We start from the raw sequence: 16,069 nt of genomic DNA on the forward strand, positions 1-16,069 counted from the left end.
CAGTTTAGAAGTGTTAATCAACGGAGATTCATGATGGTTGCAGGACGCTTTCTTGATTGCTGATTTCGCTCTTGTCGATTTCTCCAAAAGAATCGATCGAAAAGTAGCGGAAATCAGACTCATGCTGTTTCTGGACCAGGTCTTGAAAAACTTCATTCGGGTGATGCAGGTCGCTGTATTCTTCTTCATGGAATTTTTGATACCTGAGAAAATGCTCATCAGGCGTAAGCGATTCGATTTCAATGGCTATTTCTTTAAGGCGGTCGCCACTATTGGCTATTGGCAGCAAACCATTCATTTGTTTCAGCCAGGCCTTGACGATGGGGTTGCTCTCGCTGGCTGCCGGAACATAATAGATTGGCAGTCTGCAGGTATTCAGCATAAAGGAAACACCACCGCTCGAGGCGTCGGTAATGAGGGTGTCACAGCGTTGGTAGAATTCTTTACTGCTTTCTTTGGATTCATCGATTGAGATCCATTGGTACTGAGAAAGCAGTCCACACAACTCTTTTACATACGGCGCTTCAAAGTCAGTCATGTACGGGCGTAAAATAAATGTCGCATGAGGAATAGTGGACTTGACTGAGTTGATAACGGTCTCCATATTTTCATATAGAGTAGCGCCGTTCGGGCATATTCCTTTTTGGGTCGGCAGAAGGCCTACGACATACTCATCGGGTGTTCGCAGATAGTCAGGGGGAAACCTGAAAGGCTCGGGGATTTTGACTGGCAGTGTAGATATTGCACTTGTTTTTCGAAGGTCCGAGCGCAATGATCTTCCTTCAAATACTTTACGCAGCGCGTGCCGGTCATGCCTGTAGACCTGCTTTGATCAGGTCAAAAAGCGATCGGGATGAAGAAACAATCGCATCCCAATGTGATGTCCAATCGGAGCAATAGTATTTGTCGTCGATGGGCATGCCGACATTGCCATGCGCAATAAAAATACCAAAATTTGACTCATCCAGCAGTCGCCCAATCGAGGCGTCATTTGAGATGACTGTTTGCGATCTAAGCGTTGCGATAAAAGTCAGTTCCACCTCCTCAATCGGACTGTTGAGGATCTGTTCTGCTTCGTGCTTGCTGATACCGACAGTCTTGGTCTGGAGTACTATGCAGTTGTACTTCTCGCGAAGAGCATTTAGCGCTGGCAGCAAGTATTCAAGGTATGTTTTTCCGCCATTATTGACGTTGCTGATCAAGTAAACGTTTTTCATGATAAAAGATGCACCTTCAATACTTTCCTAGGTAAAACCAGATTTAGACCATGTAAATGCACGAAAGCAGAGAAGCTTTTCGGTCTAACCCTGGCGCTTCTCCTTCAGCGCGTGTACACCCTTGTCGTGATGCAAATCAAACTAAAATCGTATCGGATTTTCTTGGAAAATTAACGACAGAACTTGATCTGTAAATGCGAAGGATTCTCCAATATACCATGTGATTGGCGTATTGCCATCATTTCGAGCGAGCATAATATGGAGCAGGACACTAAGCTTATCGGCAGTGATCAAGCGAGCTTTACATCAGCAGTCGTTCATTTTGGTGATGCCTGACCACACCAAAACCAACCTTATCTCCGGACACGTCAGTTGCCATTCGCGGTGAGGATGTCGGTCCCCAGGTGTGGCCGACAGTTGAGGTAGGCCGAGGCTTTCAGCCAGTGCTGGTCGGGATACCAGGAAAACATGAACTGGCCGTCCTTGAGTTTATCGATCACCTGGCGCGCCACTTGCGGGCGCACTGCCGGGCAACCCTGGCTGCGACCGATACGTCCCTGGCGTTCACTCCATAAGGGATTCACGTAGTCGGCCGCGTGAATCACGATGTCGCGATCACGTGCGCGGTCATTGAAGCCCGGTTCCAGGCCTTCCATGCGCAGCGAGTAGCCGTGGCTGCCCTGATAGCTTTCCTGGGTGCGAAACAGGCCCAGACTGGACTGATAGCTGCCGACGCGATTGGAGAATTGCGTGGCGAAATTTTCCCCGGATTTTTGCCCATGAGCGACAAGATCGCGCAGTACCAGGGACTTTTTGCGCAGATCGAAGATCCAAAGACGACGAGCCGTGGACGGTTGCGAGTAGTCGATCACGGCCAGGCGCTCGGCCTGCTTCGCGCCACTGTTGACGGCGCATTGCATGGCGTTCAGGGCACTTTGCAGTGCTTGGGGGTTGAGTTCCGGAGCGGCGTGCGCGAGGCTGTTATATAACGTTTGATTGTGGGTGTCGGCGGCGAATGCCGGACTGCACATTGCGCCCAGCGTCATAGCTGCCAGACAGTGTCGGCGTAAATAGGTCAGCATGCGCAGAGAGTCCTGTTGTTATTGTTGGCTCCCGACCTCCTGCCGTTCCCTCGGCAGGCCTGTGCATACGCTGGCCTTGGTGCTTGCCGCACCTGCTGCAGAGGTTGACCGTCTACTTGACGGCCATGGAGTGGAGTGAAGCAGTTGATCAAAAAGTACGCATGTTACTTGAGCCTTTTCCTGCTCGCTGCGCCATTGGTCGCGACTGCCCAGAACGAGCTGGCTGATCACGACAGCCCATTGAAATTGGCGCTCACTCAATTGCCGGTCGATTGCCCGGGCCTGGCCGCGCACCTGAGTGCGTCGGCGCAAACGCTGTTGCAGGCTTTTTATCAGCAGCAGGACTACGCCCTGATCTGGACGGCCAACGGACGCTTGCCGGCCTTGCAGGCACAGTTGCAGCAGTTGGCCGATGACGGCCTCGATCCCAACCGTTACCACCTGCCCACGGGCGCTGCCGAAAGGGATGCAGTGTGTGCCGATATCGGCATCAGTCAGCGTTACCTGCAAGCCTTGCAGGACCTGCGTTACGGCCGCCTGTTGCAATCTCGTTTCGAGCCGTTGTGGCATGCGCAGGCATTGCCGCACGACCGGCCCGCCGAGGTGCTGGCCATTGCCGGGCCGGGCCTGCAAGACATGGCGACGGCTTTTCAACTGGCGCGTCCAAGCCTTGAGCAATACCAGAGCTTGCGCCGTGTTTATGCCCGACAGCGTCAGCGGCCGTTGCCCCATTGGCAGACGCTCGCCAGTGGGCCCTTGTTGCAACCCGGCGCACAGGATGCGCGAGTACCTGAACTGGCGAAGCGACTCTTCAGCGAAGGCTATCTGGCCAACGTTTCCGCGGGTGTCGGCACGGTCTATAACAAGGAGCTGGTGAGCGCGCTGAAAAACTTCCAGCTGAGCCATTCGTTGCAAGCGGATGGCGTGCTGGGGGAGGGCACCTTGACCGAGCTGAACGTCAGCCCGGCGGTGCGGCGCGAGCAGTTGCGGATCAACCTCGAACGTTTTCGCTGGCTGGCGCAGGATCTGGAACCCAATGGTCTGCTGGTCAATGTGGCCGCGGCGACGTTGACCGTCTATCAGGGCGGTACGCCGGTCTGGCAGACGCGCACTCAGGTGGGGCGTGCCGAGCGGCAGACCCCGCTGCTGAAGTCGTCGGTTACGCGCCTGACCCTGAACCCGACCTGGACAGTGCCACCGACTATCATGCGTGAAGACAAGCTGCCGGAAATTCGCCGGGATCAGGCGTTCCTCGGTAAACAGAACCTGCAGGTGCTGGACAGTGACGGCCATCCGTTGGCGGTGGACGAGATCGACTGGGATAACCCTGGCAACATCCTCCTGCGCCAGGATGCGGGACCGAAGAATCCGCTGGGGCAAATGGCGATCCGCTTCCCCAATCCGTTCGCCGTGTACCTGCACGACACCCCCAGCCAGGCGCTTTTCCAAAAGGCGCCGCGGGCGTTCAGTTCAGGCTGTGTGCGGGTCGAGCAGGCGATGCAGTTGCGCGATCTGTTGTTGAGCCCGGCTGAGCGTCAGCGGACCAATGAGCTGCTGGCGACGGGGCTGACCCACGAATTCAGGCTGGCGACACCGGTGCCGATCCTGCTCAGTTACTGGACCGTGCAAGCCGACCAGCAAGGCCAGTTGCTTTATGCCCCGGATATTTATGGGCGGGATGCCGCATTGTCGGCTGCGCTGGGCGGCAAGTCCTGAGCGTTACTCGCACTCCAGTCGGGAGGTATAAGGCATGAACAATGGACCGCGTGAGCAGGGCGAACCGTTCAAGCGATTGTTTTTCGCGCTGCCCTGCGCCACGGCACAACGTCGAGCGATCGCCCAATGGCGAAGCGCTCTGCGGCTTACTGGCGGACGCCCGGTGCCAGCGGAAAACTTTCATCTGACGCTGATGTTTCTGGGGGCTGTGGCGGTGACGCAGATTCCGGATATCTGCGCGGCTGCCGCGCAAGTCAGAACGCCGGGCGAGCGCTTGACGGTCTCTCTCGACCAGCTGGATGCATGGCGCCGCGCCGGTGTTTTGTTACTCGCGCCAACGCAGACGTCGTTGCCATTGCGTCAGCTGGTGTATGCCTTGCAGCAGGCGATGCTGGCGCTTGGGTTTGCCGACGCGCCTCGGGAATATCGTCCTCATTTGACCTTGATGCGTGACTTTCGAGAGCCGGTCCCGGAATCTGCAACGCCCCCGGACTTTCATCTGAGTGCCGGGCATTTTGCGTTGTTTGAATCGCATAAAGGCCGCTATCGGGCGCTGGCTGAATGGCCTCTGGTGCCGTAGGTCCAGGACCTTTTGACCTTGGCGGCCCGATAGCCGACCAATCTCCCGCAGATGTACACAGTCCAACTGTGGGAGCTGGCTTGCCTGCGATGGCGGCCTGACAGCCGACCCATCTCTTGCAGGTGTACATATCCATTCCTGCGGTAACGGCCACTTAGGGTTTCGCCTGACGGCGACTCACTTTTTTTACAAGCGCCTAAAAAAAGTAAGCAAAAAAACGCTCGCCCCAAGCGTCCGGCACCTCGCCTAGGCTCGGCGTTCCCTCGCTCCGGCATTCATCAGGGGGCATCGCCTACGGTCTGCTGCGCGACGACCTCCTCTCGATGTGTCCGGCTGCGCCGTACGGCGCTGCGTGCCCACCCCCTGATGAACACCTCCACTCGGTCTCCCGATAGGGGCGGGTGGATCAAGATCAAGGGCGGCAGGCGAGCTAACGCTCGGCCTGTTGAGTGGTGGGGCGGGCGTATCACTTCGTTGTGGCGGTTGATATCCGTAGCGGCCGCAGGCTCGGGCCGCGTTCGGACGATCTTTTGGAAGCAGGCATCAAACAATAGCGGGAGAGCGCGCTTGCTTAAACGATCCCACGTAGCCATTTGTCTGCAATGCATCAGCCTTGAATGCTCGCTGTCCGGTCAATTGGTTGTACACCTTGACCCTGCGGTGGCTATTCGCATATCCGCCCATCGCTGAAACCGTCCCGCTTTGAATATGATCCAGATAACGGAAAATCGTGCGTGGCGAAATGAAGCCGATCTTGTAGTTCAGCGCCGCCATTCGATCTTGCAGTTCGTAACCGGGATTGCGCCCATCCATTTGAAAGCGCAGGCCGTGTTGTTTAACCAGGCGCACGTTCCACAGGGTGCAGAAGCTTTTCAAGTGAACTTCCCTGAACGGTTTCGGTGCCTTGGCATTCAATCCCAGGGCCAGCAAGCTGCGCCGGGTGTAGTGCTTGAAAAACCGTGATGTCAGGCGCCAGGCCGTTCGGGTTACACCTCGGTTCAGCTGTTCCAAGCAGCCGACCGCCGCCACTTCCTGCGGGCCAGCGCACTGGCTGAGCATCAGGCTGAACACTGTCGGGTCGTAAATGAACGTATCGGTGTGCAACAAAAACAGGTACTCGGTTTCAACCTGCTCCAGGGCAAGATCCAAGGCCCGGCCATGAGCAAAACTTCCGGCTTCAGGGCCGTTGCTTTTGCGTTCGATCAGGTTGATCCAGTCGAGCGTGCGCAGGTATTCGCTGCTCGCATCGTTCGAATAGTTGTCCACCACAAACACCGGCACGCCAGCCGCTTGCACATGTTCGTGCAGCAGTTCCAGGCAGGTCCTGGTCAGCTCAAGCGATTTGTAGTTGACCAACACAATGCTGTAGTTGGCCTTGGTCGAAAGTGGGCGCGTCATAGGTTATTTAGCCTCGAATGCTGCCTGAACTTCAGGCGTGCGCTCATCCTAGAGAGGTCAATCTTTCGGCCTGTTCTCGGCGGGATAAATTTTTTGACAGGGTTGTTTCTGATCCCGATAAACGCGGAGGCGGAGGCGGAGGCGGAGGCGGGGGCGGGGGAGCGGAGGGGATAGATCTATTCGCGAGAAGGCGAGGACAGGGCAATGAACCTGTCCTCGCTTGTTTCAAGGCATCACGTTGCGTAGCCGCCGAAACTCAGCGCACCAGGCAGGGTTTTTTGTTATCGAACGTCCAGCCCGGAATCATGAACTGCATCGCCACACTGTCGTCGCGCGCGCCGAGGCCCATGCCTTTGTAGCGTTCGTGAGCCTTGGCGACGGCGTCCATGTCGATGTCGACGCCCAGGCCGGGCCTGGCTGGAACCTTGATGTGACCGTCGACGATTTGCAGCGGCTCCTTGGTCAGGCGTTGCCCGTCCTGCCAGATCCAGTGGGTGTCGATTGCAGTGATATCGCCCGGTGCAGCCGCCGCGACCTGGGTGAACATCGCCAGTGAAATGTCGAAGTGGTTGTTGGAATGAGAACCCCAGGTCAGCCCCCACTCATGGCACATCTGCGCCACGCGTACCGAGCCTTGCATGGTCCAGAAGTGCGGATCGGCCAATGGAATGTCCACTGATTGCAGCTGGATGGCATGGCCCATTTCGCGCCAGTCGGTGGCGATCATGTTGGTCGCGGTTTTCAAACCCGTGGCGCGGCGGAATTCAGCCATGACTTCACGGCCCGAGTAACCGTTTTCTGCGCCGCATGGGTCTTCGGCGTAAGCGAGAACGTGATGCTGATCGCGGCACAAACGGATGGCTTCTTTAAGCGACCAAGCGCCATTCGGGTCAAGAGTGATACGTGCATCAGGAAAGCGCTCGGCCAAAGCAGTAACGGCTTCAATTTCTTCCTCTCCGCGCAACACACCGCCCTTGAGCTTGAAGTCGTTGAAACCGTATTTGGCCTTGGCGGCCTCGGCCAGGCGCACGACGGCTTCAGGCGTCATCGCCTGTTCGTGGCGCAAGCGGAACCAGTCATCCGCGTCGGGTTCGCTGCGGTACGCCAGATCGGTCTGGTGACGGTCGCCAATGTAGAACAGATAACCGAGCATCTTCACCGCATCGCGTTGCTGGCCTTCACCGAGCAAGGCCGCCACCGGGACTTCGAGGTACTGACCGAGCAAGTCCAGCAAGGCCGCCTCCATGGCGGTCACCGCATGGATGGTAATGCGCAAGTCAAAGGTTTGCAGGCCACGGCCGGCCGAATCGCGGGCAGCGAACGCACGGCGCATGGCGTTGAGGATGCTTTGGTAGTTGCCGATTGGTTGCCCGACCACCAGGCTGCGGGCGTCTTCCAGCGTTTCACGAATACGCTCGCCACCGGGGACTTCACCGACGCCGACATTGCCGGAGCTGTCCTTGAGAATGACGATGTTGCGGGTGAAGAACGGGCCGTGGGCGCCGCTGAGGTTCATCAGCATGCTGTCATGGCCGGCAACCGGGATGACCTGGAGGCTGGTGATCAGCGGGGCTTTGCCGGTGTGGTGCAGGTGTTCAGTGTTCATGTTCAGTTCCTGTCTTGTCAGTTCGAGCCAAGCGCCGATCAGTGCGATTTACCGAGCACGGGCTGGTGAATGTCCGTGTTGGCGGTGTCCGTTACCGTGGGTTTGGTCTTGGCGAAAAACACCAGCAGCGCAGCAATGATCGAGGTGCCTGCCAGGCCATACAGTCCGCCCTGAATGGAGCCGGTGGTTTGTTCCAGAAAGCCGAAAGTGGTGGGGGCGACGAAGCCGCCGAGGTTGCCGATGGAGTTGATCAGGGCGATGACCGCGGCAGCGATCCGGGCATCGAGGTAGCCCTGGGGAATCGGCCAGAACAGTGAAGAGGCTGACTTGAAACCGATCGCCGCAAAGCAGATGGCGATGAACGCAAAGATCGGCCCGCCCGTGGTCGACAGGAACATACCCGTAGCGGCAATCAATAGCGCAGCAGCAACCCAGGCCTGCTGGAACTTGAACTTGCCCGACAGTGCAGCGAAGGCATACATGGCGACAATCGAAATCAGCCAGGGAATCGAGTTGTAGAAACCCACCTGAATGTCGCTGAGGTCGCCCATTTTTTTGATGATGCTGGGCAGCCAGAAGGTCGCGGCGTAGATCGTCAGCTGAATGCAGAAGTACAGCGCGCAAAACAGCATGATCTGACGGTCCTTGAGCAACTTGCCCAAGGTCGGCTTGACCGTGTGAGCGGCGTCGCGCTCACGTTGTTCGCGATCGATTTCGCCCACCAGCGCATCCTGCTCTTCACGGCTCAGCCACTTGGCGTCATGCGGTTTGGAGTCCAGCCAGAACCAGACGAAGAAGCACAGGAACACCGACGCCATGCCTTCGATGATGTACATCCACTGCCAGCCATGCATGCCCAGACCGTTGATTTGCAGGAGCATGCCGGACAACGGCCCGGAGATCAGCGAGGCGAATGCCGAGCCGCTGAGGAAGATCGCGATGGCTTTACCGCGCTCGACGCCGGGCAACCAGCGAGTGAAGTAGTAGATGACGCCCGGGAAGAAACCGGCTTCGGCCACGCCCAGCAGAAAACGCAAGATGTAGAAGTGGGTTTCGTTCTGGATGAAGGCCATCAGCGTGGCGGTAATGCCCCAGGTGAACATGATCCGGGTCAGCCAGAAACGCGCCCCGACTTTTTGCAGCAGTATGTTGGAGGGCACTTCGAACAGCGCATAACCAATGAAGAACAAACCGGCACCGAGCCCGTAAGCCGCGGCACCGATGCCCAGGTCGTGTTCCATGTGGGTGCGGACGAAACCGATGTTGACGCGGTCGATGTAATTGACGATGAACATGATGACGAAGAGTGGGAGCACATGGCTCTTCACTTTCGAAATGGCGCGCGCCAGGACAGGATTGTCCGGCGAGACGGCAGGTGTGGCGCTTGAGTTGCTCACGGTTCATGACTCCCACTGATTATTGTTATGCGGGTGTGGTGTTGCAGTGTTGTTTGCGACTTAAGTTGCCAGTCATCATACAAGTGAGATTTTTCGCTCGCAATACGAGTCGTGCGACCAAATAGCTATAAAAACTGGGTTTGTAAGATTTAAATGGATGTAATTGACGTGTTTTAGGCGGTTAAGGCTCGATTTTGACTCGGTGTTTCAGTTTTCATGATGAGCATCTCGCTCGTCATGCAAACGAGGCAGTCGAATAAAACGGCTGAAACAGCTATGTTGTCTGACATGTCGAGGTGCAAAATCAGCACTTGGAAGAGGCGGGGGACAGCCCGCAGACTGACGGTAGTAGTATTCTGGAGCCTCCTTTGAACGGGTCGGACCACATGCAAAACCAATCCAGCGGTTCAGGCCGCAAGCGTGCGCCTGGCCTGGCGCACGACATTGTCGCCGAGCTGACTCAACGCATCCTGCTTGGGCAGATCGCGCCCGGTGAAAAACTGCCTTCCGAATCCACGATTGTTCGTGAGCATGGCGTCAGTCGCACCGTGGTTCGCGAGGCCATTTCCAAGTTGCAGGCTTCGGGTCTGGTTGAAACCCGGCATGGCGTAGGAACGTTTGCCCTGGAACGTGACCCGCATCAGGGTTTTCGCCTGAGCAGCGACACCGCCATCAGCGTGCGGGGGATTCTCGAACTGCGCATGGGACTGGAGACGCAAGCCGCGGCCCTGGCAGCAAAACGCCGAACCGACGATCAGCTCGTCCGGATGCGCCAGGCGCTGGACGACTATCAGAACTCGTTGGCCAATAACGACAGCAGTGTTGAGCCCGACCTGCGTTTTCACCGGCTGATTGCCGAAGCCACCGGGAATACGTACTTCACCGACATCATCTATCACCTCGGTAACTCGGTCATACCGCGCACGCGGATCAACGCGCAGGAGCGGGGTGACACCGACCTGATGAAGCTGGGTCAATCCGCCAATCTGGAGCACGAAGCGATCTTCAATGCGATTCGCCGACAGGACCCTGATGCGGCCAGAGCGGCCATGCTGCTGCATTTGAGCAACAGCCTGGAACGTATGGCGGTTGAGTGACGCGGTGCTGCGTCACCTCACACCAACAACTGCAGCGTTTCAAACAGCTGCCGGTCTTCCTTCTTGGCCGAGCGCGCATGGCGCCGAATCACCTGTAGCAGGCAATCGGTAAAACACAGCGCCGGATTGCTCAGCGAGCCGTTGCGGCGAGTGACGATGCTCAGCTGTCTTGGTTCGAACTGCTCGATCAGGTTCACAGACACCAATCGGCCGAGGAAGGGCGAGGCGGTGCTCAGGATGGTCGGACCCCAGGTACACATGTCGGCCCGTTCCAGCATCATTTGCAGGATCGCCAGTGAATGGGCGCGCACGATGCGTTGCTCATCGATCTGCACGTTGTGCCTCCAGAACAGCTCCTGCATCAGCGCATCGTGGCCGTCTGGCGCGTAGTTCAGGGTCCAGTCCTGGTCCAGCAGCTCGTGAATCGACCGTGCGTTCTGTCGCGGATGACCTTGGCGAACCAGCACCGAAGTCTGGTATTCGAGCAGGGTTTCGCAGGCAAATTCCGCGGTCGCTTGTGCCGGATTAAGCTGGCCGATGGCGAAATCCATGCTGCCGTCACGCAGCAGTGGCTGGGCAACTGCCATCAAACTCTCGAACAACTCCAGATGAATCTCCGGCATGCGTGCCCGAAAAGCCAGGACCACTTCGGGCAGGAAGGTTAACGCGACCCAGGGCGTGACCCCGACGCAAAGGCGTCCCTGGGCCTTGCCGCGCAGGTGATCGAGTTCGGTCTGCGCATGTTCCAGTTGCTTGAGCACCAGCCGGGCGTGAGTCAGCAGCACCTTGCCGAACTCGGTGAAGTTCAGGCCGCTGGGGGTTCTGACAAACAGCGGCAACTGTTGTTCGGTTTCCAGCTCGCGCAGGGCTTTGGTCACCGCGGCCTGGGAGATGTCCAGCGAACGCGCGGCGGCGCGGATGCTGCCGGTCTCGGCGCTGGCAATCAGGGCTTGTAATTGATGCAGTTTCATCTGCTCACCGTGGTGACAACTGTTGGTTGTCATCATAACCAAACTGCGCCTCCCCAGCCTACGACCCATTCCCTAAGATCGACCCAACAGCGCCTGGGTTGAATCGCCGGCAGCTGAACATTCTTATCGAGGAGCACACCCATGAATGCTGGCCACGTCTTGCCAGGAATCGCTGCGCTGCAGGATGAAATGATCACCCTGCGTCAGCGAATTCACGCGCACCCCGAGCTTGGCTTTGAAGAGTTCACCACCAGCGAGCTGGTGGCGGAATGTTTGACGCAGTGGGGGTATGACGTCAGCAAAGGCCTGGGCAAGACCGGTGTGGTCGGGACCTTGAAAAATGGCGAGGGCCGCTCCCTCGGACTGCGCGCAGACATGGATGCGCTGCCGATTCAGGAAGCCACCGGGTTGCCGTATGCCAGCCGGATCGACGGCGTGATGCACGCCTGCGGCCACGACGGTCATACGGCAACCTTGCTCGCGGCGGCCAAATACCTGGCGCAAACGCGGGATTTCAACGGCACGCTGAACCTGGTGTTCCAGCCGGCCGAAGAAGGGTTGGGTGGTGCGAAGAAGATGCTCGAGGACGGGCTGTTCGAACGCTTCCCGTGTGATGCGATTTTTGCCATGCACAATATCCCGGGCTATCCCGCCGGGCAGTTGGGGTTTTACAGCGGGCCGTTCATGGCCTCTGCAGATACCGTCACGATCAAAATCATCGGCACCGGTGGCCATGGCGCGGTGCCGCATAAGGCAGTCGACCCGGTGGTGGTCTGCGCATCGATCGTGATCGCCCTGCAAAGCATCGTCTCGCGCAACGTCAATCCGCAGGAAACGGCAATCATCACGGTCGGTTCGATTCATGCCGGGAACGTTTCGAATGTGATTCCCGCGTCCGCCGAAATGATCCTGAGCGTGCGAGCGTTGACGCCTGAGGTCCGCCAATTGCTCGAACGCAGAATCACCGAGCTGGTCAACGGACAGGCCGCGAGTTTCGGCGCGCAGGCCCAAATCGATTATTTCCACTGCCATCCGGTGCTGATCAACGATCCCGAGCAAACCGCATTCGCCCGGCAGATTGCGCAGGAGTGGTTGGGAGAAGGGCAACTGATCGAAGACCTGCGGCCCTTCACCGCCAGCGAGGATTTCGCGTTCATCCTGGAACAATGCCCCGGCAGCTACCTAGTGATCGGCAATGGCCAGGGCGATGGCAGCTGTTTGCTGCACAATCCCGGTTACGACTTCAATGATGCTTGCCTGCCAATCGGCGCGAGCTATTGGGTAAAGTTGGCCGAGGGTTTTCTGCGTTGAGGCGCACGCTTTTTTAACATCACGGTTATACAAAAATCGGTCGGTAACCCGACTCGGCGAACCCCTGGAGGACAATAACAATGAATAAGATGATCGCGGCGGTTTCACTGGTTTTCATGACGGCATCCGGCCTGGCCGGTGCGGCCGACTGGTCCGGCAAAGTGTTGAGACTGGGTATTGACCCGACGTACCCACCGCTGGAATACAAAAACCAGGATGGCACGCTGACCGGCTTTGGCGTCGACATCGCCGACGCGCTGTGTGCAGAGTTGCACGCTAAATGCGTCTGGGTTGAAAGCAGCTGGGACGGGATGATTCCAGGGCTGCTGGCGCGCAAGTTCGACGCTATCGCGTCATCGATGACCGTCACCCCCAAGCGTCAGGAGCAGATTGCGTTTAGCGACAAGGTCTCCAACGCGCCGGCACGCTTGGTGATCAAGCGCGGATCGGATCTGCAGCCGACCGTTGAGTCGCTCAAAGGCAAGCGCATCGGCGTGGAGCAGGGCTCGACCCAGGAAGCCTTTGCGAAAGCGGTCTGGGGCAAGCAGGGGGTAGAGATTCTTTCTTATCAGAATCAGGACCAGGTCTACGCCGACCTCGTGGTCGGGCGCCTCGATGCGTCGTTGCAGGGCTCGATTCAGGCCAGCTACGGTTTTCTGAATAAACCGGTAGGCAAGGACTACGAGTTTGCCGGCGGCACCCTGGACAACCCGGACTTCTTCGGCGTCGGTGACGGCATTGGCGTGCGCAAGAGTGACGTTGAACTGCGCGAAGACCTGAACAAGGCCCTGGCGACCATTCTCGCCAACGGCACGTACGCGAAGATCAACAAAAAGTACTTCGACTTCGATATCTACGGCGCGAAGTAAGTCCGGTCGATACCTGAGCAGAGCCGTCACCTGGGCTAATGCTGGTCAGTCAAGAAAACTCAGCGTCTGAATGCTCTGTTCTGATCTGAAATCCCTCCCTCACCCCGGCCCTCTCCCCATAGGGGAGAGGGGGAAAGGGAGCAGATCTCCGGGCCTTTCAAACCTGAGTTCGACTCGGACTTTCAGGTCGATGTAACTCGAAAAAACACCTCGGTCAGTTCCCTCACCCCTTTGGGGAGAGGGTTAGGGTGAGGGGCGGTTCCCACGCGGGAGTGGGAACGATCAATATCACTTGCCAAGTGCCGCCGCCAGCAGCGGCGCGGCCTGTTCATCCGTCAATGCAGGGTGAATCTCCATGGCCAGCAGGTCGCTCCATTCGAGCACCCATTTCTGTATCAGTGTGACATCACTGGCCTCTGCAACACCAAAACCGGTCATGCGTCCTACGGCATGCCAGCGTCCCAGCATCTTGACGCCTGCTGGTGGGGCTCCGCCTGTTTTGAGAAAACGTTCGATCGCGCTATTACGACGTTCCGGAGTGATTGACCAACTGACGATGTAGAGCATCTGCCACCTCCTTTCAGGGGCTGGCACCGGTTTTTCTCTGCGCGCACAAGGTGGGTGCCGCGACCCTGGCCACGCATCTGTTTTCAGCGCCTCCCTCGGCTGACTTGATCGACAGCTCCCATGAGAAGGCATAGCAGCCTGCTGAATGCGGCGTATGACCGCTGATCTTCTTTACCGCCTCTGCAACAAATCCCGGGCACTTCAATATTCGGCAAGGCGGGTTTATGTTGAGTCATCGAGGCCATTGAAGAGGAGATCCGTCATGCAAGGTTTTCTGGTGATTTTCTTTACTCAGCAAAACCGGCGTCATCACGGAAAAATGCTCGGTGACTGGCTCATCGATCTGGCGAAAGAAATGGGCCTGCACGGGGCCACTCTGGCAACCGGTATCGAAGGCTTCGGGCATTCCGGGAAACTGCATTCCGCGCATTTTTTCGAGATGGGCGATCAGCCCGCCGAGATCCGCCTGGCGATTACCGAAGAAGAGTGCACTCGCCTGTTCGAGCGGCTCGAGGCCGAAGACATTGCCTTGTTTTACATCAAGGCGCCGGTTGAATTTGGAATCGTGGGCAAAAGGGCCGAGCCGTCCGGCCACCAGGTTTGATAGTGTTGGCCGAGCCAGGAAGGCGCCGACGTCTAAACTCAGCGGTATAGCCCGGTCCTGGGGGCATTCGTCGAATGTACCTTTGCCAGCACCGGTACCAGCCTTCTATTTATCCGTTTTTTTTTGATCAGGATGCCCGTGATGCTGCATATCAGAACACCGTTGATACTCCATCCGGGGCTCTCGACGCCCAGCCGGCGAATCTGGCTCAAACTGGAAAACCTGCAACCCAGCGGTTCATTCAAGTTGCGCGGCATGGGCCTGCTCTGTACCCGCGCGGCCGAGCAGGGCATGAAAAAAGTGGTCTGCCCGTCCGGCGGCAATGCCGGCTATGCGACGGCAGTGGCCGCCGCGGCGTTGGGGTTGCAAGCGAGCATCATCGTGCCGCACACCACCCCGGAAAGCACCCGGGCGCGAATCGCCAAAACCGGCGCACAAGTGATCGTGCACGGTCAGGTGTGGGACGAGGCCAACCAGTTGGCGCTGGAACTCGCCAAGGCGCCCGATACCGAATACGTGCCGGCGTTCGACCACCCGACGCTGTGGGAAGGGCACAGCACGATGATCGATGAAATTCTGCAGGACTGCCCTCAGGTCGACACGATAGTGGCGTCGGTGGGCGGCGGTGGTTTGCTGGCCGGGATCCTCACCGGCCTGGAACGCCACGCCCGGCTGGATTGCCGGATCATTGCCTGCGAAACCGAAGGCGCAGCGTCATTCGACGCCGCGGTCAAGGCCGGGCATCCGGTCAAACTCTCTGAAATCAGCAGCATTGCCAGCTCACTCGGGGCGCTGCAAGTTGCGCAATGGCCGGTTGAGCACATCCAGCACTTCCCGCACACGTGTGTCGTGCTGACGGATGCCGAGGCCATCATGGGCGTCGTCCGTTATGCCGATGACCTGCGTCAACTGGTGGAGCCAGCGTGCGGTGTCTCGCTGGCCGTCGCGTATCTGGATCACCCGGCGATTGCCGCAGCCCATGATGTGGTAATCATCGTGTGTGGTGGGATCAGTATCAGTGCGCAGAAGGTTGCCGGCTGGCAGAACCTTTGAGGTCACGGGTTCAGGCTGGCGTCAGGCGCAGTCGCCAACGGCCGTTGTAGCGGAATTCGACGGCGGCCAGCGGTTCGACGTCAATCGTGTTGAACAGCGCGAGCGGGCATTGCATCACGTGCATCAACGCGGCCCGAATCACAAACGGGTGAGTGACCGCAAGGATGTGCCCAGGCTGGCTGACCAGGGTATCCAGCCACGCTGCAATCCGCTCGCAGAGCTGGGCCACCGATTCACCGCCATGCGCAGCATGGGTGCTGTCGCTCAGCCAGGCGTGCAGCAGTTCGGGTTCGTCTCGTTGCAGGTCATTGATCCGCAGCCCCTTCCAGCGACCCAAATCACAATCGCGCAGCGCCGGGACAATTTCCATGTCCGCGCCAAACAGCGCGGCGGTTTCGCGGGCCCGGGCTTCCGGTGCGCTGAGCAGGCGTGGCGTTCGTTTGAAACGCTTGGCCAATGAGCCTTTTGCGTTCTGCCAGTCCATTTCCACTGATTCATCCAGGGCAAAGCGCGCCAGTTTCTGGGCCGCTGTCCGGGCGTGACAGATCAGGGTCAAACGGGTGGTCTGCACTGGCAATCACTCAGGCTGTGTTGGGGGGAA

Annotated in this window: 16 protein-coding genes; 7 read left to right on the forward strand and 9 right to left on the reverse strand. The window is 58.1% G+C overall.

Going from position 1 to position 16,069, the window contains the following annotated elements; all coding sequences use genetic code 11:
* Positions 1–28 precede the first annotated feature (28 nt).
* From KRR23_RS28985 to KRR23_RS03805, 3 genes are all read right to left on the reverse strand, one after another.
* Positions 29–772, reverse strand: coding sequence for a hypothetical protein (locus KRR23_RS28985; RefSeq protein WP_253911917.1), 744 nt, complete (start codon positions 770–772; stop codon positions 29–31).
* A gap of 37 nt (positions 773–809) precedes the next feature.
* Positions 810–1,217 (reverse strand): hypothetical protein, encoded by a 408-nt coding sequence (locus tag KRR23_RS28990; RefSeq protein ID WP_253911918.1) that lies wholly within the window; start codon positions 1,215–1,217, stop codon positions 810–812.
* Positions 1,218–1,585: 368 nt separating this feature from the next.
* Positions 1,586–2,299, reverse strand: coding sequence for a murein L,D-transpeptidase catalytic domain family protein (locus tag KRR23_RS03805; protein ID WP_216741415.1), 714 nt, complete (start codon positions 2,297–2,299; stop codon positions 1,586–1,588).
* Between the two features lie 144 nt (positions 2,300–2,443).
* Between KRR23_RS03805 and KRR23_RS03810 the strand changes: the two genes are divergently transcribed.
* Positions 2,444–4,015, forward strand: a complete 1,572-nt coding sequence (locus KRR23_RS03810; RefSeq protein WP_216741767.1) for a murein L,D-transpeptidase — start codon at positions 2,444–2,446, stop codon at positions 4,013–4,015.
* Positions 4,016–4,049: 34 nt separating this feature from the next.
* Positions 4,050–4,595 carry an RNA 2',3'-cyclic phosphodiesterase gene (gene thpR, locus KRR23_RS03815; protein ID WP_216741416.1) on the forward strand — a complete coding sequence of 182 codons (546 nt, stop codon included), beginning with the start codon at positions 4,050–4,052 and terminating at the stop codon, positions 4,593–4,595.
* A gap of 543 nt (positions 4,596–5,138) precedes the next feature.
* On the opposite strand, the gene KRR23_RS03820 is transcribed toward thpR, so the two are convergent.
* The 3 genes from KRR23_RS03820 to KRR23_RS03830 all read right to left on the reverse strand — a co-directional run bounded on the left by KRR23_RS03820 (position 5,139) and on the right by KRR23_RS03830 (position 8,996).
* Complete coding sequence (locus KRR23_RS03820; RefSeq protein WP_216741417.1) at positions 5,139–5,993, reverse strand: glycosyltransferase family 2 protein; 855 nt, start codon at positions 5,991–5,993, stop codon at positions 5,139–5,141.
* 256 nt (positions 5,994–6,249) lie between these two features.
* Positions 6,250–7,599 carry a glucarate dehydratase gene (gene gudD, locus KRR23_RS03825; protein ID WP_216741418.1) on the reverse strand — a complete coding sequence of 450 codons (1,350 nt, stop codon included), beginning with the start codon at positions 7,597–7,599 and terminating at the stop codon, positions 6,250–6,252.
* Between the two features lie 38 nt (positions 7,600–7,637).
* Positions 7,638–8,996: an MFS transporter gene (locus KRR23_RS03830; RefSeq protein WP_216741419.1), complete on the reverse strand. Its 1,359-nt coding sequence runs from the start codon at positions 8,994–8,996 to the stop codon at positions 7,638–7,640.
* A 386-nt stretch (positions 8,997–9,382) separates the two neighbouring features.
* Between KRR23_RS03830 and KRR23_RS03835 the strand changes: the two genes are divergently transcribed.
* The gene (locus KRR23_RS03835) at positions 9,383–10,093 is read left to right on the forward strand and encodes a FadR/GntR family transcriptional regulator (RefSeq protein ID WP_216741420.1); all 711 of its coding nucleotides are present in this window, start codon (positions 9,383–9,385) and stop codon (positions 10,091–10,093) included.
* 17 nt (positions 10,094–10,110) lie between these two features.
* Here the strand turns inward: KRR23_RS03835 and KRR23_RS03840 are convergent, their stop codons facing one another.
* Positions 10,111–11,100, reverse strand: coding sequence for a LysR family transcriptional regulator (locus KRR23_RS03840; protein ID WP_216741421.1), 990 nt, complete (start codon positions 11,098–11,100; stop codon positions 10,111–10,113).
* A 105-nt stretch (positions 11,101–11,205) separates the two neighbouring features.
* Here KRR23_RS03840 and KRR23_RS03845 point away from each other — a divergent pair, with 105 nt between their 5' ends.
* Complete coding sequence (locus tag KRR23_RS03845) at positions 11,206–12,375, forward strand: M20 aminoacylase family protein (protein WP_216741422.1); 1,170 nt, start codon at positions 11,206–11,208, stop codon at positions 12,373–12,375.
* Positions 12,376–12,455: 80 nt separating this feature from the next.
* Positions 12,456–13,244, forward strand: coding sequence for an ABC transporter substrate-binding protein (locus KRR23_RS03850; RefSeq protein ID WP_103316020.1), 789 nt, complete (start codon positions 12,456–12,458; stop codon positions 13,242–13,244).
* Between the two features lie 288 nt (positions 13,245–13,532).
* On the opposite strand, the gene KRR23_RS03855 is transcribed toward KRR23_RS03850, so the two are convergent.
* Positions 13,533–13,811, reverse strand: a complete 279-nt coding sequence (locus tag KRR23_RS03855; RefSeq protein ID WP_103316019.1) for a DUF3303 domain-containing protein — start codon at positions 13,809–13,811, stop codon at positions 13,533–13,535.
* Positions 13,812–14,073: 262 nt separating this feature from the next.
* Between KRR23_RS03855 and KRR23_RS03860 the strand changes: the two genes are divergently transcribed.
* Both KRR23_RS03860 and KRR23_RS03865 read left to right on the forward strand, forming a co-directional pair.
* Positions 14,074–14,415, forward strand: coding sequence for a DUF190 domain-containing protein (locus KRR23_RS03860; RefSeq protein WP_103316018.1), 342 nt, complete (start codon positions 14,074–14,076; stop codon positions 14,413–14,415).
* Positions 14,416–14,556: 141 nt separating this feature from the next.
* Positions 14,557–15,468, forward strand: coding sequence for a pyridoxal-phosphate dependent enzyme (locus KRR23_RS03865; RefSeq protein WP_216741423.1), 912 nt, complete (start codon positions 14,557–14,559; stop codon positions 15,466–15,468).
* 10 nt (positions 15,469–15,478) lie between these two features.
* On the opposite strand, the gene KRR23_RS03870 is transcribed toward KRR23_RS03865, so the two are convergent.
* Positions 15,479–16,039 (reverse strand): histidine phosphatase family protein, encoded by a 561-nt coding sequence (locus tag KRR23_RS03870; protein ID WP_216741424.1) that lies wholly within the window; start codon positions 16,037–16,039, stop codon positions 15,479–15,481.
* Between the last annotated feature and the right edge of the window lie 30 nt (positions 16,040–16,069).

This window comes from Pseudomonas sp. CVAP#3 (assembly GCF_018986375.1).
Lineage (GTDB): Bacteria > Pseudomonadota > Gammaproteobacteria > Pseudomonadales > Pseudomonadaceae > Aquipseudomonas > Aquipseudomonas helvetica.